The sequence below is a fragment of the Elusimicrobiota bacterium genome (genome assembly GCA_018816525.1).
Taxonomy (GTDB): Bacteria; Elusimicrobiota; Endomicrobiia; order CG1-02-37-114; family XYA2-FULL-39-19; genus OXYB2-FULL-48-7.
Genome location: JAHIVV010000002.1, coordinates 1 through 17,330, shown reverse-complemented (window position 1 = coordinate 17,330; position 17,330 = coordinate 1). Strand labels below are relative to the sequence as shown.

Sequence of the window (17,330 nt, the reverse complement as noted above, 5' to 3'; positions counted from 1 at the left end):
GTCTTCCCCGTCGGAAAGAAGGCCGACAGATGACAAATGCTTCCTGTCGTCGCAATCATGATTAACCACTTCACCGAAGTCAAATGTTTCCTGGCCGTAAAGGTTTAAACTTTCCTCTTCTGTTTGTTTCCGGTGAGTCCCATAGGCAATAACAAATTTCACTTGTGTTGTTCCAGATTTTGGCTGCAGCCCCACTTCCTTCAATTCGGCAATCAAAGCAGAAAGGATTACGTTGTAATCACGATTGGGCCTGGTTATGTCTTCAAGTATTACGGCAATTTTTTTTGGATTGTTTTCTTTTATAAGTTCAACTAAAGGACTTGCGCCGATGGGATTTTTAAGAGAATTCGTTATTGCTGATTTCAAATCGGGGAGTTTTTCAACTGTTTTAGAAAGGCTTAGTACACCCAGTACGTTTTTGTCTTCTAAAGAAAATTCTATTTCAGATTGGCCGTATTTAAATTTAAAGTTCATTTTTCTTCCTCTTTAATATCGCATGCTATTCGCTAGGAAGAATATGCGATACAAGGCCGCGGCTGCCGGGTTTAACTGCGATAGACCCCTGCTTACATAAAGGGCAGTTATTGCTTTGATATGTTTTAATTTCAAGCTTGAGAAGGCTTATCTGGGGAAAACTGAAATTTGCTCCGCCGCCGGTCCTGTCTATCAGCGATACAGCTGCTACTATTTCGCCGCCAAGGTTTTTCACAACCTCCGCAACTTCTTTTGTAGATTTGCCGGTAGTTATTACATCTTCCACTATTATTGCTTTTTCGCCTTTGGTTATTTTAAAACCTCTTCTTAGCGTCATTACAACATTTTCCCGTTCAGTAAAAATAGCTTTTACACCAAGCGCGCGGCCAATTTCCTGTCCGATTATTACCCCGCCCATCGCAGGTGAAACAACAAGGTCAATTTTAAAATTTGAGATTTGAGATTTGAGATTTGACGCTAATTCCTTTGCTAATTTTTCTGCCGCGGCAGGATACTGTAAAACTTGCGCGCATTGCACGTACCTGTCACTGTGCAACCCGCTGGATAAAAGGAAATGTCCGGTAAGAAGCGCATTTTTTTCTTCAAAAATTTTCAGAATTTCATTTTGATTCATTATATTTACCTCAAATTATATTAATTCAAGCATTTTTTCTGCCATTTCAGCCGGATTTTGGGCTCCGGTTATCTGCCTGCCGACTACGAGATAATCACCGATTTTTGCCGCTTCCTCAATGGAAGCTGTCCTTGATTGGTCAATGCGGAAACTGTCCACAGAAAGCTGTACTCCAGGAACCAGCGTTAAAAACTCTTTTCCCAGGACCTGCTTAATCAATGAGAGTTCCTTGCCTGAGCATACAATACCGTCAAATCCATTTTTTTTGGCCAGGCGCGCCAAACGTAAAACTATGGTATCAAGGGTTGTTTCAGCTATTTTATCTCCAAAAAGCATTTTTAAATCATCAAGACTCAAGCTCGTCAGTATGGTGACTCCGAAAAGAAGCGGCTTATTGCTTTCAGAAAGATTATTCCGGGCCTTCACCGCCTCTGATATCATTTTTGGGCCGCCGGAAGTATGAAGTGTGATTGCAAAAGGTTTATATTTTTTTGATACAGCTTCAATTGCTAATCCCACGACACTTGGTATATCGTGGTATTTCAGGTCAAGGAATACTTTTTTATTTAAAGAATTTAATTCCGTGATAATTTCAGGCGATTCTGTAAAAAGCTTATGCCCGATTTTGAAATATTCTGCTTTCGAGGGAAGCTTTTTAACAAGCTCCAATGCTTCATTTTTATTTACATCAAGAGCAATAACGAGTTGTGCCATTTTTACCTCTCTAATACCCCATTCTGCACGCTAAGAAGTGCATGGGGTACTTTTACCCCTTTCTCAAAACATTTATTATTTCTAATGGAAGTAATGGGTTTTTGAACATTCCGCAGCCTATGGCAACTACAACTGCGCCCGCGTCAAAAAATTCCAAGACATCTTCCGCGCAGGTTATCCCGCCAACTCCCATTATAGGTATTTTAGACTTTTTTGAAACATTGTAAATTGCGCGCAAGGCAACAGGTTTAATTGACGGGCCCGAAAACCCGCCAAAAATTTTAGTTTTTGAAGTTTTATCATAATGCATGCCCGGTACAGTATTTATCAATGAAAGCGCGTCTGTGCCTGCTTCTTCACAAGCACTGGCTATCTGCGTTATATCTGTAACAGCCGGAGACAACTTTGTTATTATAGGAAATTTTGAAATTTCTTTCACTTTTTTAACTACCTTAAAAGCATCTACGGGGTTTTGGCTTAGCAATTGTGTCCCTTTGGCTAACCCGACATTCGGGCAGGATAAATTTAGCTCTATCGCACTTATGCTTTGTAACATGTTTATTTTTTCTGTTATCTGCGTAAATTCTTCCGTGTTTTCGCCGCCAATGCTTACAATTACATTTGTTTTTATATTTTTTTTGATAAACGGCATTTTTTCTTCGATAAATTTATCAACACCCGGATTTTCCAGCCCGATTGTATTGATCATGCCATGATGTGTTTCAACAATACGGGGCATTGCGTTGCCTTTTCTTGGGCTCACTGTTATGGTTTTAGTTATTATGCCTCCAAGCAGGTTTATATTGAAGAGCCTTGAATATTCTTCTCCAAAACCGATTATCCCGCTTGCCACAAACACCGGATTTTTTAATTTTAAGCCTATAAAATTGGTTTCGAGTTTCATGTTATCAGTCCAATATTATCTCTTTTGAATCAAAAACCGGGCCGTCTTTGCAGACTGTTTTGTATACAAATTCTTCCAACGCATATTTTGATTGGAAGTTTTTGACTTTTGTTACACACCCCCGGCAGGCGCCTACACCGCAGGCCATTTTTTCTTCCAAAGAAATGAAACACTTTAAACTGTTTTTTTCTGTGATTTTTATCACTTCTTTGAGCATGGGCTTGGGCCCGCAAGCGAAAACTACGGTTTGAGTTCCAAAACTGCTGCCATTAAACAATTCACAAACATTACATTTGGCACCGAGTGAACCATCGTCGGTTGATATATTAATCTGCCATTTTTTCTTTTTGAATATCTCAATGGCTCCTGGAGGTATTTCTTTCTTTGTTTTGGCGCCATAAAACAATATCCCCGGTTTATTAAACTTTTGCGCCAAATACCGCAGTGAAGCAATGCCGGTACCTCCGGCTATAAGGACCGGCGTGATTTTAGGTTTAATTGCCTCTTTTGGAAAACCGTTGCCCAGGGGGCCGAAAACATTTAGAATATCGCCTTTCCTTTTCTCCGCCAGCACCTTTGTACCCGGGCCTATTATTCTGTATAAAATTTCTATCTTAATACCGTTTATGCCGGAAATACAGAAAGGGCGCCTGAAAAAAGTTGAAGGCGAACAGTCTATGCTTAGAAATTTTCCGGGAAAAGATTCTTTCGCAATTAAGGAATTGGAAAAGACAAGAAGTTTTATATTTGGCGAGAGTGTTTTATTCTCAATGATTTTAACATTACTTTGATATAATTTTGCCATTATCCATTACTACTTTTCCGTTTACTATCGTTGTTACAGGAAATCCTTCGAGTTTCCAGTTTAAAAAAGGAGAATTTTTACTCTTAGCTACAAAATCCTCGATTATAGCTTCCTTATGCAGATCAATCAAAGTAATGTCAGCAATTGAACCGGGTTTAAGCGTGCCCCGTCCTTCCAGTTTGAATATTTTTGCAGGGTTTGAGGTAAGTTTTGTTATCATTTGATTCAAAGTTAATTTTTTGTTTTTTAAAAGATAAGTAATTGTCACGGGTAAAAGCGTTTCAAGGCCGATCATCCCGAAGGGCGCCAGGTCATACTCCTTGTTTTTTTCTTCCTGCGTATGAGGAGCATGGTCGGAGGCTATACAGTCAATGGTGCCGTCTTTTAATCCTTGCACGATTGCTTCAACATCTTCCTTTGTCCTCAGCGGCGGCCTAACTTTTGTATTGGTGTCGTAAGTCTTTACGCATTCATCTGTTAAAGAAAAATAATGAGGGCAGGTTTCCGCTGTTATTTTTATGCCGTTTTTTTTCGCATTGCGTATAAGTTCAACGGTCCCCTTTGTACTTACGTGGGCAATATGCAGGTACCCGCCTGTAAGATTGGCCAGGATTATGTCCCGGGAAACCATCACTTCTTCTGATTCCTTCGGAATACCTCTCAATCCCAGCAACGTTGACATGTAACCTTCGTTCATAACGCCGTCTTTTGTGAGATTATTGTCCTCGCAGTGGGAAATGACCGGAATGCCGAACATTTTTGAATATTCAAGGGCCCGGCGCATTACAAGCGCGTTGAGTATGGGGTTACCGTCGTCAGAAATTGCTACTACTCCGGCATTTTTCAGCTCGCCTATCTCCGCCAATTCCCCGCCAAGCGAGCCTTTTGTAACAGCGCCTATCGGGAAAACATTGACTATGCCGTCATTCAAGGCCTTCATAAGGATAAATTCTACCGCTGTCTGGTTATCTATTACAGGATGCGTGTTTGCCATGCACAGGACGGAGGTAACTCCGCCTGCAGCTGCCGCTTTACAACCGGATTCGATAGTTTCTTCTTCTTCATGGCCCGGCTCGCGCAAATGCGTGTGGATATCAATAATTCCCGGTACGACAATTTTATTTTTCGCATCGATAATTTTTGTATTAGCGCTGTTTCTTATTTTCCCCAGTTTAACAACTTTGCCGTTATAAACAAGGACATCGGTAATTTTATCTATCCGTGATGAGGGGTCTATAACGCGGCCATTTTTAATTAAAAGTTTATTTGCCATTTATATTATTGTTCCTTTTCATTGATTCGTTCCCCGCCCTTTACGCCTTCCTGGCCTGAAAGCAGATAAAGCACCGCCATTCTGACAGCAATACCGTTTGTGACCTGTTCGTTTATTACCGCATTAGGGCCGTCAGCCACATCTGAAGTTATTTCCACGCCGCGGTTCATGGGCCCCGGGTGAAGAATCAATACATTTTTTTTAGCTTTTAATAGACGGTTTTTATCTAATCCGTAAAGCAGGGTATATTCCCTTAATGAGGGCAATAAATTTTCTTTTTGCCTTTCAAGCTGCAGGCGCAAAACATTTACCACGTCTGCATCCTTGAGAGCTTCGTCCAGGTTATAGGATATCTTCACTCCGGTTTTTTGAATATCCGGAGGTATAAGAGTAGGAGGAGCGCAAACCGTGACCTGGGCGCCAAGTTTTGTGAGGCCCCAAATATTTGAACGGGCTACCCGGCTATGCATAATATCTCCGACAATTACGACTTTTAATCCTTTTATTTTGCCTTTTTTATCACGAATAGTATACATATCCAACAGTCCCTGGGTGGGATGTTCGTGAAATCCGTCTCCGGCATTTAAAATATGGCTTGAGATATTCCTGGCAAGCACGTGCGCTGCGCCTGACATAGAATGCCTTATAATCACAAAATCTGATTTCATGGCTTCAAGCGTTTTTCCGGTATCTATAAGGCTCTCGCCTTTTACCACGCTGGAACTAGCCACCGTAATATTTAAGGTATCCGCCGACAATCTTTTTGATGCTAATTCAAAGGAAGCTCTCGTGCGCGTGGAGGGTTCGTAAAAAAGCAGGGCTACTGTTTTACCGCGGAGTGTCGGAACTTTTTTAATAGACCTAGTAAAAAGCTGTTTGAAAGGAACGGCCGTATCCAAAATAAGTTCAATATCTTCCTTGGATAAATATTCAAGCCCTAAAAGGTCTTTAGTTTTTAGCTTCATTTCTTATCAACATTCAGTATTACTACTTTATCATTTTTATCAATTTCTTTCAACTTTACCTGGACCTGGTCAGAGTATTCTGATTCAATTTTTTTGCCTACATAGTCCGCTTGGATAGGCAGTTCGCGGTGGCCCCTGTCAATCAGCACTGCAAGTTGAATGCACTTGGGGCGCGCAAAATCCATTATAGCATCCATAGCCGCGCGGGTGCTTCTGCCGGTATATAATACATCATCCACGAGAATAATTATTTTGTCAGTAAGGTCAAAAGGTATCTGGGTCTCTTTTGCTATCGGCTGGGTTGCAATAGAATTCAGGTCATCCCTGTAAAATGTTATGTCCAGGCTGCCTATCTTTAAGTTTGTTCCTTTTGCCTTATTAATTTCCTTTATAAGGCGTTCTGCTAGGCATACTCCGCGGGTCACTATGCCTATAATGACGATATCATTAAGGTTCTGATTTACCTGTATGATTTCATCAGCAAGATGCTTTATTGCGGTATTTATTTCTTTTGCTGTCAGGATTACTCTTGAGCTCATTTTTATGTTCCTTACTCCGGTTTCTATTGTATAAAAATTAATAATTTTATGCAACGCTTTCAGTCGAGATTAACCTTCAGTATTGAACACTGCCCGCCAAAACCATCATCAACAAATTCCGTTGCTCCCGGATCTGCTATCCATTTTGTACCGTCTACCAAAAATTTATACCTGTACACACCAGGCTTGAGGTTAAGGTTTATTACCCACTCGCCGTTTTCAGATAGATATTGCATAGGCCCCTGTTTTTTGTTCCATCTATTGAAATCTCCTACACAGGTGACACTATTCACATTCTCTTTGGTTTTATAACTTATTCCTATGAATTTAAAAAATACAACCCTGTTTTTTCCAAACTCCTTGGCCCTGTACAAAGCTTCATCAGCGCTGGAAATTAAATCATCCATGGTGATACCATCTGTGGGAAACTCGGCTATTCCTATGCTTACCGTGATATTTATTGTTTTAAACTCATTTTCAACTTTCAAGCGTATTTTTTCTGCTATTTTTTTTGCCTGCGGTTTTTCTACCTTCGACAACACAATAATAAACTCATCTCCTCCATAACGGCCGACCATGTCTTGTTTACGCAGTTCACTCTTGAAAATACCGGCAACTTCCTGCAATATAAGATCCCCTGCCGTATGGCCTTCGCTGTCATTGTAATCTTTAAATCTGTCCAAGTCTATCATAAGAACTGAAAAGAAATATCCTTGTTTTTTTGAATTTTTTATTTCGTCACTGATTTCTCTTGTTATGACTCTGCGGTTAAATATGCCCGTAAGAGGGTCTGTTTCTGCAAGTTTTAAAGTCTCGCGAAATTCCGTTTCGTCTATTATTTTTGGCGCGGTAATTAACTTTTTTATATTCTCCAGATAATCCAGGGCTGCAACCCTTACGCCCACGTTACGTTTGAAAAGTTCGCTTATAACATACTTGTGCCGCAATATCTCCTGCCACAAATTTTTTGCTTCAGCTTCAGAAAATCTTTCTGAAGTCATGTTGTATAAAATATCGCTGTAAAACGTACCGCGTTTCTCGGCGACAATTTTGTCTACAATGTACTGCAGCTCCTTCGATAACGGCACATCCCCCGCAATAGCATCAATTACACGGTACCCTTCAGACTCAAGTTCTTCGATTGATTTTACTTCGTCCATTTTTCACCTTTTCTCTTTTCCCGGAATTTCCGTTTTTACAGTTTTACTCATACCAAATTGTTTTGCTTCTATTTTACCAACCTGCTGTTTGTGTTTATAATTGATATCAACAACTTTGCCCAACGATGCGATTTATTTATACTCACAATTATTTCAAGCTCCTATTTTCTGTAAATTATTAGATTTTATTAGTTCGGCAATACTCTTTTTCATAAGAGTATCGCATTGACAAGGTTAGCCCGTAATAAAATGTTTTGAAATTTCATGCTATCCTCTTATCAACTGAACGGTAGCCTATGGCTTCCGCTATATGCTGGGTTTCAATGTTTTCGCGCCCGGATAAATCAGCTATAGTCCTGGCTACTTTTAGCACGCTGTCAAAAGCCCGTGCTGACAAACCAAGGCGTTCTATTGCCTGTTTTAGCATTTTTTTTGATTGGCTGTCCAGTTTGCAGTGTTTTTTTGTCTGCTTCGGTTTCATTCTGGAATTTGTATAAATTTTGTCTTCATTAAACCTTTTCGCCTGAATTTTTCTGGCATTTATTACTCTTTCACGTATATTTTTGGAACTCTCCGACGGCTGGCTTTCTTCAATCAATTCATCTGATTTCAAAGCGGGAACTTCAAGATGAATATCGATCCTATCCAACAACGGGCCGGAAATTTTGTTTATATATTTTTGTATCTGAAAAATGCTGCATACGCATTCTTTTTCAGGATGGCCGTAAAAACCGCAGGGGCAGGGGTTCATAGCAGAAACCAGCATAAAGTTAGCCGGAAATGTCAGGCTGACCTGGGCGCGGGAAATAGTCACTATTGCATCCTGCAGGGGCTGCCTTAAAACCTCAAGGACATCTCTATGAAATTCAGGAAGCTCGTCTAAAAACAAAACCCCGTTATGCGAAAGGCTTACCTCTCCGGGTTTTGGGTAGGCCCCCCCACCGATTAAAGCTACATTAGATATGGTATGATGCGGCGATCGAAAAGGCCTGGTTGCAAGCAGGCCTTTACCCGGCGCAATAAAACCCGAGACTGAATGGATTTTGGTAGTCTCAAGAGCTTCATCAAAATTTAAAAGCGGAAGAATTGTTGGCAGCCTTTTTGCAAGCATTGTTTTACCGGATCCGGGCTGGCCTATCATAAGCACATTATGCCCGCCTGCGGCAGCAATCTCTAGGGCGCGTTTAGCAAATTCCTGGCCTTTGACTTCGCTGAAATCAAGGTCATACTCTAAAAATTCGTCGTTTGTTTTTTCTTTATCGAGACTGGTTGGCTTTATTGCAGTTTCACCGTTTAAAAAATCAATTACTTCTTTTAAATTTTTAACGCCTATTATTTTTTGGCAGTTGAGCATTGCTGCTTCTGAGGCATTTCCCAAGGGTAGGATTATGCCTTCAATGTCAGACTTTTTTTGGTTAACCATTTCCCTTACAGCCAGCGTAATCGGCAAAATTCCGCGCACTTCGCGCAGCGAACCGTCTAAAGCAAGCTCGCCTATAAGAACATATTTATCAAGTTTATCAATTTTTACTTGATCCATTGCAGTTAGTATGCCGACCGCTATTGGAAGGTCAAAACCTACTCCTTCCTTCTTTATATCGGCAGGAGCAAGGTTGACTGTAATTTTTCGTGTAGGAGAATCAAACCCGGAATTTTTTATTGCAGAGATGACGCGGTCTTTTGATTCTGTTACTGCGCGGTCAGGCAAACCTATAGTTGAAAATGACGGCAACCCGGCAGCAATATCCACTTCAACCTGGACAATATAACCGTTTATACCGTGAATTGACGCTGAATAAACTTTGGATAACATCAGTAAAAAAAACCTCTTTGAACGATGAAAGCGTTTCTTATAAGTTCCACATTATTATCCGTTATAGCAAGAACGTCAAACCTGAAATTTTTATCATTGAAACGCTTAAGCTTAATGTAATAGAATGCCATTTTGGCCAACTTTCGCTGTTTCCTGAAATCTACGGCGGATTGAGCTAAGCCATAAGAAGCATCGGCCCTTTTTTTAACTTCGATAAAAACAACATCGTATTTATCGAAAGCAATAATGTCTATTTCCCCAAACCTTGTTTTGAAGTTGCGTTCAATAATACGATAACCATTTTCCTTAAGATATAGGGCGGCTTCATCTTCGCCCTGCCGGCCTATTATTTGTTTGTAGTTACCCATTCCGCCATAATAGACGCAGAAAGGGAGGAATTAGTTCCCCGTCTTGCGAAAATAGGACGGGCCATGCCCACTAATATAAAGTAAATGACAGTCTGTGGATTTTGGTTATACCGTATTTTTTTATGGCAATCCTGTGTTCTTTTGTCGGGTATCCTTTATGCTTTTTAAAACCGTATCGCGGAAATTTTTTATCGTACCGGCACATGAGCCGGTCGCGCGTTACTTTTGCAATTATAGAAGCGGCCGCGATACAGGCGCTTTTTCCATCACCGCCGATAATTGCTTTTTGTGCAATATTTATTCCAGGAATTTTAAAAGGGCCGTCAACAAAAATAAGTTCGGGCTTGATTTTTAATTTTTTTACGGCAAGTTTCATAGCCAGGTAGGAAGCGTTAAAAATGTTTATTGAGTCAATTTTTTTATGATCGCAAATCCCGACACCTATGGCCAGGGCGTGTTTCAAAATTGCCTGAAAAGCTTTTTCTCTTTGATTTTGATTTAAGGTTTTGCTGTCTGCAATACCTTTGATGCGGATATTTTTTGGAAGGATAACTGCTGAAGCTACAACAGGGCCGGCTAACGGGCCCCTTCCTGCTTCATCTACTCCAGCGACATATCTACCGGACATTACGCCTTTACCGCAGCACTCTTATCCTGGACTTCACTAGTCTGTTCGTCTTCAATCCTGGAAGCTTTGCCGGTAAGTTTTCTTAAATAGTATAGTTTTGCTCTTCTTACAACGCCTTTTTTAACTAATTCTATTTTTTCAATGTTCGGCGCATATACGGAAAAAATACGTTCGATACCGATGCCAAACGATACTTTGCGGACCGTAAATGTTTCATTGTAACCGCCGCTGTGTTTTCTGATAACTATGCCTTCAAACGGCTGAAGCCTTTCAACGTCGCCCTCGTGAATCTTTACTATAACGCGTATTGTGTCTCCCGGGCTAAAGTGCGGAAAATCTTTCTTTTTTTGCAAATCTGGAATAATGTTTATCATCTCTTCTCCCCTTTTATTTCTTGAAGATATTTTTTTTGGACTTCGGTTAATTTTCTATTTTTTAACAAATCCGGCCTTTTAACCAATGTGTTTTTTAAAGAACTTTTTGCGCGCCACTTCTCAATTTCTTTGTGATTGCCTGAAAACAAAGTGTCCGGAACTTTCAACTTCCTGAAAGCCCTGGGGCGTGTATAGTGCGGGTAATCCAGCAAGCCGTTTACGAATGAATCAAGCTCTACTGAGGATTCTTCTTTTACTACCCCAGGAACCAGCCTGGCTACCGTATCAGCAAGAACCATCGCGGGCAGTTCCCCTCCGGTAAGAACGTAATCGCCTATAGACACTTCCATGTCGATTGTTTTCATTACACGTTCATCTATACCTTCATAATGCCCGCATAAAAGTATGAGGTGTTTTTCTTTTGAAAGAGCTTTAGCTAATTTATGGCTTAATAATTTGCCTTGCGGCGATAAAAAAATAACTTTTGGTTTCGAACGAATTTTCTGTTTTTTTACAAATTCAATTGCTTTATAAATCGGTTCGGCTTTGATAACCATTCCGCTTCCGCCGCCAAATGGTTTATCGTCAATTATTCTGTTCTTGTTATCGGAAAAATCCCTTAAATTATGCGTATGTGTTTCAATTATTCCCTTTTTTTGCGCTCTTCCTATTATACTTTCGCTTAAAACCCTGTCAAACATATCGGGGAAAAGAGTAATAATGTCAATTCTCATGGTTATTCAATCAGTCCCGGTATTAGGTCAATAATTACTTTTTTCCCGGGAATATCAACTTTTTTTACTATCTGTTTAATAGCGGGAACCAGAAATTCTTTATTATTCCGGGTTTTTACAACGTAAATATCATTGGGCCCGCTGGTCATTATGCTTTCAATGATGCCCAGTTCTTCATTTTTTTCAGAAAGAACAGTACAGCCGACCAAATCTTCTACCCAAAAAATATCCTTCGGTAAATTCTTAACCGGAATCCCGATGCTGTAACCTGAGAATTTTTCTGCCTGCTCTATATCATTAATTTCTTTGATTGTAAGCAATAGGAAATTCTTATTTTGCTCAATGCAGGTTATTTCATAAGGGCCGCAAAAGTTTGATAACTTCTCAAGGAATATCTTCTGGCTGCAATCTAAACTATATTTCTTAGCAAGACTGACAGACAACAACCCCTTTATCCCGTGGGGTTTTACTACATACCCTATTTTCAATAAGCGCCTGCTATTCAACTATCTCAACCGTCGCTCTTTTGTCAAGTTTGGCAGCCGCAGAACTTACAATGGTACGGATAGATTTGATTATACGTCCTTCTTTGCCAATAACTTTACCCCGGTCCGTATCAGAAACCTTAAGCTCCAAAATTGTGGATTTTTCGCCCTGAATTTCTTTTACTTCAACTGTCTCCGGGTTGTCAACAAGTGCTTTAGCAATCTGGATAACCAATTCTTTCATTTTCGTTCTCCCATGTTAATAATATTAGGGCCGGGTTATATAGCCTGTGAGCTTGCTGAATTTTTTAAAAGTTTAGCTACAATTTCGCTGGGCTGAGCGCCGCATTTTACCCAATAGTTAAATCTTTCATTATTTATAGAAATTTTGTTTTTTTCTATTTTAGGATCATAATGACCCAAGGTTTCTAAAACCTTTCCGTCGCGTTTTTTGCGGGAATCACACACAATAATCCTGTAAGTCGGAGCTTTCGGCCGGCCGCATCTTTTTAGTCTTATTCGTACCACGTTTTAATTAATCACCCCCTGGTAAATATACAATTAGTTATCAACCGGTTTATTCTACCTATAAATTCTTAACTTGTCAAACTGAGTTTGCTATCTTCATCAGGTGCTGGTAGGCCTGTTTTGGGTCTTTTTTGCCGAAAACTGAACTCCCGGCGACAAGCACTTCTGCGCCTTTAGCAACAACTAACGGGGCATTTGCATCATCTATACCCCCGTCAATTTGGATAATACACTGATTCTTATGGGTTAAAATGCGGCTTTTTATTTTTTCAATTTTTACTAATGATTCCGGCATGAATTTCCGGCCCCCGAATCCCGGTTCCACACTCATTACAAGAGCCAGGTCAAGTGAAGATAAATACGGGTATATATTTTCTACGGGCGTTCCAGGTTTAATAGACATTCCTGCTTTTTTATTAAGTTTTTTTATTTTCTCAATGGCAGCCGCCGGGTTTTCCTTGACTGTCTCCAGATGGACCGTTATCAGGTCCGCCCCGCTGTCAGAAAATACATCAATATATTTCAGCGGGTCGGAAATCATAAGATGCACATCAAAAATTGCTTTGGTATATTTGCGTAAAGCTTTTATCACGCAAGGCCCGAAAGAGATATTGGGCACGAAGTGGCCGTCCATAACATCTATGTGCAAATATTCCACGCCCGTTTCATCAAACCATTTTATTTGCTGGGCCAGGCAGGAAAAATCTGCAGACAGAATTGAGGGCGCGATTTTAACTTTCGGCATTGTTATAGCTCTTTTTCTTCGACAAGTATATTGTTTATAAACATTCTCAGTTTAGCCCGGCCTTTTTTCATAATAGGAATGTCTATTTTGCTTCCAGGAAGCTGAATGCTTGAAAATATCTGGTGTTCGCCTGTGCTGTCAATCAGCATTACCTGCACTTTCTGTTCTTTCGCGCCTTGCGGAACTTCATAATGAAAAACTTCGCCGGCAGGCTGCGAAGCTGTGGTAAGCGCCGCTTTAGACCCCTTGGAAACTGTCACGAGAACAACGGTGGTATAGGTTACTACTGTATCGGATGCAGGCTCCTGGCCGACGATTACATTTACAGCCGCAGATTCGTACTCTTCTTCTTTAATCTGATAAGTTATTTTGTTTTTCTCCGACCAACTTTTAAATTCATTTATATCTTTACCAACAAAGTCCGGCATTAGTATCATTCCTTCAGGCGGCTCGCCTAAAGACACCAGGACATCAACCGGCACATTTTTGTCTGCAACGCTGTTAGCATCCGGTTTTTGCGAAATAATTTTATTCTTCTCGTACCGCAGGGAATAAACCTGGTCACTTACGTTATATACTAATTGATTCTTTCTGATTATGAGTTCGGCAACTTTTGTTGTCTGGCCTACTACATCCGGGACAAAAACCAGGTCGCTTCCCCTGCTTAGCATTATTCTGATGATTTTCCCCTGCCTGACTGTCATACCTGCGTTCGGGGTTTGGCGTAAAACTGTGCCAGGAGGAAGCTTTGCGCTGAATTCTTCGCCCTCTTTTATAACACCCAGGCCAAGAACTGAAATGGTGTCCATCGCATCCTGGAGGGATTTGCCTTCTATCTTGGGGACTATCACTTCAGACCTGTTATGAATAACAGCCCGGATAGTCCAGTTAAAAATAAGAAAAACCAGCACCAGGCATACCAGCGAAACGATTGAAACTTCAATATAGCGTTTTTTCATAGGCTTTAGCATTATACAAAAAAATAGTATTGTTTCAAAATGAATGGAGAGAATTACAGAATGTAGCAGCGTTTCTAATGACAACTGCAGCTTGAACAGTTATGGCCGGGAGGACAGCTTCCGCAAGAAGAACCGTTAGCGCCCGCAGGGCCGCTACCAACGCCCTGGGCAGAGAATCTCGACATATATTTTATAAGTTCTTTATTTCCGCATTCCGGGCATACCGCTTCCTCGCCGCTAAATAACAGCAGCTCAAACTGTTTTTTGCACTTCTTGCAGGAGAATTCGTATATAGGCATATTTAGTCCAGCTTTTCTTCCAGCACCTGGCCCAAACTGGGATTGGGCATATTTGAATATTTTTTGACCAGCTCTTTTTCCAGTTCAATTTCGAGTTTTCTTACCGAGAGGTCGATTTTTCTTGTTTTCCTGTCGGAACGGATTACTTTTGCTTCTACTTCCTGGCCCAACTTAAATAAGACTTTAGGGTCAGTGTCTTTATCGCGCGAAATCTCATTTTTATGAATAAACCCCTCTAAATTTGTTTCGAGCTTTATAGTGATGCCAAAATCAAATATTTTGTTTACCTCGCCTTTAACAACATTTCCCATTGAATATTTCTCAAAAGGGTCCTGGGTTAAATGTTTTATCGACAAGTGAGCGCGTTCCTCTTCAGGTTTTACTTCAAGCAGGACTGCATCAATTTCACTGCCTGCGGAAACTAGCTGGTCAGGATGGTTAATTCTTTTTGTCCAGGACATATCCGTCAAAGGAATAAGCCCCTCCATATTATCTTCAATATTCACGAAAACACCGAAAGGAGCAAGTTTCGTAACCTTCACTTTTAATTTTGTCCCCGCCGGGTATTTTTTCTTCAATTCTTCCCAGGGATTCTCTTTTGTCCTTTTCAAAGAAAGCGATAACTTGCCCTGCTGGCGATTGACATCCAATACCTTAAACTCATAACTTTCACCGGACTTAAATATTTTTTTCGGATGCCCTATTCTTTCTTTCCAGGAAAGTTCGGAAACGTGGACTAAGCCCTCTATACCCGGCTCAAGTTCAACGAATGCGCCAAAATCAACCAACGACGTAACTTTTCCCTTTACCAGGCCGCCAACCGGATATTTTTTTTCTATATCGTCCCAGGGATGCGCAAGGAGCTGTTTCAACCCGAGGGAAATTTTACTTTTTTCATTATCTATTGCCAAAACTTTTACTTTAATTTTATCGCCTGCATGCACCGCTTCCGACGCTTTATTAATCCTGTGCCAGGACAGGTCGCTTATGTGCGCCAAACCTTCAACGCCGCCGCCGATATCAATAAAGGCCCCGAAATCCGTTAATTTTGATACCGTGCCTTCGATGATGTCGTCAACTTTTATATTGGAAAGAATTTTTACCGCATTGTTTTTCCTTTCAATATCTGCAATTCTTTTATGGGACACAACCGCTGATTTGTTTTTATTATTCAATTCCGTTATTAAAACCTTTATATTTCTGTTCAATAATTCGTTGAGGGAATCAATAGATTTTGTGTCAACCTGGGACATGGGCAAAAATGCGTCGATCCCTATGTCGACAATAAACCCGCCCTTGATTTTTTTAACAATTACTCCTGAAACCGCCTCATTGGCGTCATAAGCGCTTTTTAATTTTGCCCAGGCGAATTGTTGCCGGGCCTGGTTGTAAGAAACCAGAAAATAGCCGTCCATTCTGCTTCCTGTGAAAACTACCTGGATTTCTTTTTCTGAAACAAAATCACCCGGAACACCGCGCTGTCCGAATTCTTCAATAGGGATAAAACCCTCTGATTTCATGCCCAACCCTACTACCACACCTTCATTATCAACAGCCACAATTTTTACAGCCCTGATTTCGCCCGGCTTCGGGTCCCGCATACCGTTTATTGCTGCTTCAAAATTCATTTCTGTCTCTTCCATATATCTTAATTCCCCTTTTGCATAAATTCCCGCAAGCTTGAAACAACTCCGTCAATAATCCATTGAGGCGTTGATGCGCCTGCGGTGATTCCTACAACACCCTGCTTTCCAAACCAAGTCTTCTTTAAATCCCTGGATGATTCTATATGAAATGTTCTTACGTGCCGCAGGCATATGTCTTTAAGCCTTGCAGTGTTCCCGGAATTTTTTCCGCCTAAAACGAGCATAACGTTTACTTTTTTGGCTAATTTTTTTGCCTCATTCTGCCTTTCGTTTGATGCGTTGCATATTGTATTAAATATTTTCGCGGTTTTGTACTTTTTTTTAATTAAGGCAACCAATTTATTGAATTTCTCGCAAGATTGGGTTGTCTGGCTTACAACTGCCACGGGTTCTTTAAGTTTGAGGTTTTTGATTCCTCCGGCTGAATTAACTACAACAACTGTTTTTGAGGAGTACGATACTAGGCCTATCACTTCAGGATGATTTTTTTCACCTATAACCGCTATATTATATCCATCTTTCGATAATTTTTCAACAAGGCGCTGAACTCTTTTTACATAAGGGCAGGTAGCGTCAATTACATCTACTCTCTTTCTGCTCAATCTGCTCATCGTTGCTTTAGGAAGCCCATGAGTCCTGATTATCACTGTGCCTCTGTCAGCCTTGTCTATTGAAAAGAGCACATTTATACCTATACTTGAAAGCCTTTTAACTTCATGTTTGTTATGCATCAGCGGGCCTATGGTATAAATAGGTTTTCTGTTGAATTTCGGAGCTTTTTGTGCAAGATCAACCGCTTTTTTTACGCCATAACAAAAACCCGCGCTTCTGGCAACAATGATCTTCATTTGCCTCTTTGAAGTTCTTCCTTCATCTCTGACGCTACTTTATTTGTCAAAACAGTATAAGTATCCTGGCCGTACTTTTCAGGAGGAAATACCGGCTGTAAAAAATTTACTTCAAGCCTTTTGAATTCTTTTAACTTGTTTGAATTTTTTATGCAACAGGGCACTATCGGAGACTGGGACCAGCAGGAAAGCATTCCGATTCCGCTTTTCACGTCAAAATTATTTTCATTTCTTCTGCCGCCCTGGGGAAAAACCAGGACTATTTCCCCCTCGGACAACAGCCTCTTGACTGTACGGATTGCACCCATATCGGTTCCTTTACGGTTAACCGGGAAAGCATTCACTTTACGTAAAATCCAGCCAAATACCGGCGAACTAAACAGCTCTTTTTTTGCCATATAGTGGATAGGCCGCCAAAGGCACGAACCTACCAGC

Annotated in this window: 23 protein-coding genes; all 23 read right to left on the bottom strand. The window is 40.7% G+C overall.

The window, feature by feature from the left end; all coding sequences use genetic code 11:
• Positions 1–474 (bottom strand): nickel-dependent lactate racemase (locus tag KKH91_00335; GenBank protein ID MBU0951264.1); only part of this gene is annotated, 474 nt, incomplete at its 3' end.
• 25 nt (positions 475–499) lie between these two features.
• Entirely contained in the window at positions 500–1,108 is a 609-nt protein-coding gene (gene pyrE, locus KKH91_00330; protein ID MBU0951263.1) for an orotate phosphoribosyltransferase, read from the bottom strand.
• A 15-nt stretch (positions 1,109–1,123) separates the two neighbouring features.
• Positions 1,124–1,822 (bottom strand): orotidine-5'-phosphate decarboxylase, encoded by a 699-nt coding sequence (pyrF, locus tag KKH91_00325; protein ID MBU0951262.1) that lies wholly within the window; start codon positions 1,820–1,822, stop codon positions 1,124–1,126.
• Between the two features lie 52 nt (positions 1,823–1,874).
• The gene (locus KKH91_00320) at positions 1,875–2,726 is read right to left on the bottom strand and encodes a dihydroorotate dehydrogenase (protein ID MBU0951261.1); all 852 of its coding nucleotides are present in this window, start codon (positions 2,724–2,726) and stop codon (positions 1,875–1,877) included.
• 4 nt (positions 2,727–2,730) lie between these two features.
• Complete coding sequence (locus tag KKH91_00315; protein MBU0951260.1) at positions 2,731–3,531, bottom strand: dihydroorotate dehydrogenase electron transfer subunit; 801 nt, start codon at positions 3,529–3,531, stop codon at positions 2,731–2,733.
• Positions 3,509–4,804: a dihydroorotase gene (locus tag KKH91_00310; GenBank protein ID MBU0951259.1), complete on the bottom strand. Its 1,296-nt coding sequence runs from the start codon at positions 4,802–4,804 to the stop codon at positions 3,509–3,511. Before KKH91_00310 ends, KKH91_00315 begins: the two co-directional genes overlap by 23 nt.
• Before the next feature lie 5 nt (positions 4,805–4,809).
• On the bottom strand, positions 4,810–5,769 hold the full coding sequence (locus KKH91_00305; GenBank protein MBU0951258.1) for an aspartate carbamoyltransferase catalytic subunit: 960 nt from the start codon (positions 5,767–5,769) through the stop codon (positions 4,810–4,812).
• The gene (gene pyrR, locus KKH91_00300) at positions 5,766–6,308 is read right to left on the bottom strand and encodes a bifunctional pyr operon transcriptional regulator/uracil phosphoribosyltransferase PyrR (protein MBU0951257.1); all 543 of its coding nucleotides are present in this window, start codon (positions 6,306–6,308) and stop codon (positions 5,766–5,768) included. Before pyrR ends, KKH91_00305 begins: the two co-directional genes overlap by 4 nt.
• A 59-nt stretch (positions 6,309–6,367) precedes the next feature.
• A complete protein-coding gene (locus tag KKH91_00295; protein MBU0951256.1) occupies positions 6,368–7,468 on the bottom strand; it encodes a diguanylate cyclase in 1,101 nt (366 codons plus the stop codon).
• A 262-nt stretch (positions 7,469–7,730) separates the two neighbouring features.
• The gene (locus KKH91_00290; GenBank protein MBU0951255.1) at positions 7,731–9,281 is read right to left on the bottom strand and encodes a YifB family Mg chelatase-like AAA ATPase; all 1,551 of its coding nucleotides are present in this window, start codon (positions 9,279–9,281) and stop codon (positions 7,731–7,733) included.
• Complete coding sequence (locus KKH91_00285; protein MBU0951254.1) at positions 9,281–9,649, bottom strand: YraN family protein; 369 nt, start codon at positions 9,647–9,649, stop codon at positions 9,281–9,283. The genes KKH91_00290 and KKH91_00285 overlap by 1 nt, the downstream gene beginning before the upstream one ends.
• Positions 9,650–9,719: 70 nt before the next feature.
• The gene (locus KKH91_00280) at positions 9,720–10,277 is read right to left on the bottom strand and encodes a ribonuclease HII (GenBank protein MBU0951253.1); all 558 of its coding nucleotides are present in this window, start codon (positions 10,275–10,277) and stop codon (positions 9,720–9,722) included.
• Positions 10,277–10,651 carry a 50S ribosomal protein L19 gene (gene rplS, locus KKH91_00275; protein ID MBU0951252.1) on the bottom strand — a complete coding sequence of 125 codons (375 nt, stop codon included), beginning with the start codon at positions 10,649–10,651 and terminating at the stop codon, positions 10,277–10,279. The genes KKH91_00280 and rplS overlap by 1 nt, the downstream gene beginning before the upstream one ends.
• Positions 10,648–11,385 carry a tRNA (guanosine(37)-N1)-methyltransferase TrmD gene (trmD, locus tag KKH91_00270; protein MBU0951251.1) on the bottom strand — a complete coding sequence of 246 codons (738 nt, stop codon included), beginning with the start codon at positions 11,383–11,385 and terminating at the stop codon, positions 10,648–10,650. Before trmD ends, rplS begins: the two co-directional genes overlap by 4 nt.
• 2 nt (positions 11,386–11,387) lie before the next feature.
• Positions 11,388–11,873, bottom strand: a complete 486-nt coding sequence (rimM, locus tag KKH91_00265) for a ribosome maturation factor RimM (GenBank protein ID MBU0951250.1) — start codon at positions 11,871–11,873, stop codon at positions 11,388–11,390.
• A gap of 10 nt (positions 11,874–11,883) precedes the next feature.
• On the bottom strand, positions 11,884–12,114 hold the full coding sequence (locus KKH91_00260; protein MBU0951249.1) for a KH domain-containing protein: 231 nt from the start codon (positions 12,112–12,114) through the stop codon (positions 11,884–11,886).
• A gap of 35 nt (positions 12,115–12,149) precedes the next feature.
• Entirely contained in the window at positions 12,150–12,398 is a 249-nt protein-coding gene (rpsP, locus tag KKH91_00255; protein MBU0951248.1) for a 30S ribosomal protein S16, read from the bottom strand.
• 76 nt (positions 12,399–12,474) lie between these two features.
• Positions 12,475–13,143, bottom strand: coding sequence for a ribulose-phosphate 3-epimerase (rpe, locus tag KKH91_00250; protein MBU0951247.1), 669 nt, complete (start codon positions 13,141–13,143; stop codon positions 12,475–12,477).
• 2 nt (positions 13,144–13,145) lie between these two features.
• Positions 13,146–14,102 (bottom strand): PASTA domain-containing protein, encoded by a 957-nt coding sequence (locus KKH91_00245; protein MBU0951246.1) that lies wholly within the window; start codon positions 14,100–14,102, stop codon positions 13,146–13,148.
• Between the two features lie 74 nt (positions 14,103–14,176).
• Entirely contained in the window at positions 14,177–14,401 is a 225-nt protein-coding gene (locus tag KKH91_00240) for a zinc ribbon domain-containing protein (GenBank protein MBU0951245.1), read from the bottom strand.
• Positions 14,402–14,403: 2 nt separating this feature from the next.
• Positions 14,404–16,044 carry a 30S ribosomal protein S1 gene (locus KKH91_00235; protein MBU0951244.1) on the bottom strand — a complete coding sequence of 547 codons (1,641 nt, stop codon included), beginning with the start codon at positions 16,042–16,044 and terminating at the stop codon, positions 14,404–14,406.
• A 5-nt stretch (positions 16,045–16,049) separates the two neighbouring features.
• Positions 16,050–16,895: a 4-hydroxy-3-methylbut-2-enyl diphosphate reductase gene (locus KKH91_00230; protein ID MBU0951243.1), complete on the bottom strand. Its 846-nt coding sequence runs from the start codon at positions 16,893–16,895 to the stop codon at positions 16,050–16,052.
• The coding region (locus tag KKH91_00225; protein MBU0951242.1) for a 1-acyl-sn-glycerol-3-phosphate acyltransferase at positions 16,892–17,330 on the bottom strand (439 nt) is incomplete at its 5' end. The genes KKH91_00230 and KKH91_00225, both read right to left, overlap by 4 nt.

Excerpts from the sequence above, each read along its gene's own strand:
- pyrE (MBU0951263.1), bottom strand. The coding sequence starts at position 1,108 with ATGAATCAAAATGAAATTCTGAAAATTTTTGAAGAAAAAAATGCGCTT.
- pyrF (MBU0951262.1), bottom strand. The coding sequence starts at position 1,822 with ATGGCACAACTCGTTATTGCTCTTGATGTAAATAAAAATGAAGCATTG.
- KKH91_00320 (MBU0951261.1), bottom strand. The coding sequence starts at position 2,726 with ATGAAACTCGAAACCAATTTTATAGGCTTAAAATTAAAAAATCCGGTG.
- KKH91_00315 (MBU0951260.1), bottom strand. The coding sequence starts at position 3,531 with ATGGCAAAATTATATCAAAGTAATGTTAAAATCATTGAGAATAAAACA.
- KKH91_00310 (MBU0951259.1), bottom strand. The coding sequence starts at position 4,804 with ATGGCAAATAAACTTTTAATTAAAAATGGCCGCGTTATAGACCCCTCA.
- KKH91_00305 (MBU0951258.1), bottom strand. The coding sequence starts at position 5,769 with ATGAAGCTAAAAACTAAAGACCTTTTAGGGCTTGAATATTTATCCAAG.
- pyrR (MBU0951257.1), bottom strand. The coding sequence starts at position 6,308 with ATGAGCTCAAGAGTAATCCTGACAGCAAAAGAAATAAATACCGCAATA.
- KKH91_00295 (MBU0951256.1), bottom strand. The coding sequence starts at position 7,468 with ATGGACGAAGTAAAATCAATCGAAGAACTTGAGTCTGAAGGGTACCGT.
- KKH91_00290 (MBU0951255.1), bottom strand. The coding sequence starts at position 9,281 with ATGTTATCCAAAGTTTATTCAGCGTCAATTCACGGTATAAACGGTTAT.
- KKH91_00285 (MBU0951254.1), bottom strand. The coding sequence starts at position 9,649 with ATGGGTAACTACAAACAAATAATAGGCCGGCAGGGCGAAGATGAAGCC.
- KKH91_00280 (MBU0951253.1), bottom strand. The coding sequence starts at position 10,277 with ATGTCCGGTAGATATGTCGCTGGAGTAGATGAAGCAGGAAGGGGCCCG.
- rplS (MBU0951252.1), bottom strand. The coding sequence starts at position 10,651 with ATGATAAACATTATTCCAGATTTGCAAAAAAAGAAAGATTTTCCGCAC.
- trmD (MBU0951251.1), bottom strand. The coding sequence starts at position 11,385 with ATGAGAATTGACATTATTACTCTTTTCCCCGATATGTTTGACAGGGTT.
- KKH91_00260 (MBU0951249.1), bottom strand. The coding sequence starts at position 12,114 with ATGAAAGAATTGGTTATCCAGATTGCTAAAGCACTTGTTGACAACCCG.
- rpe (MBU0951247.1), bottom strand. The coding sequence starts at position 13,143 with ATGCCGAAAGTTAAAATCGCGCCCTCAATTCTGTCTGCAGATTTTTCC.
- KKH91_00245 (MBU0951246.1), bottom strand. The coding sequence starts at position 14,102 with ATGAAAAAACGCTATATTGAAGTTTCAATCGTTTCGCTGGTATGCCTG.
- KKH91_00240 (MBU0951245.1), bottom strand. The coding sequence starts at position 14,401 with ATGCCTATATACGAATTCTCCTGCAAGAAGTGCAAAAAACAGTTTGAG.
- KKH91_00235 (MBU0951244.1), bottom strand. The coding sequence starts at position 16,044 with ATGGAAGAGACAGAAATGAATTTTGAAGCAGCAATAAACGGTATGCGG.
- KKH91_00230 (MBU0951243.1), bottom strand. The coding sequence starts at position 16,895 with ATGAAGATCATTGTTGCCAGAAGCGCGGGTTTTTGTTATGGCGTAAAA.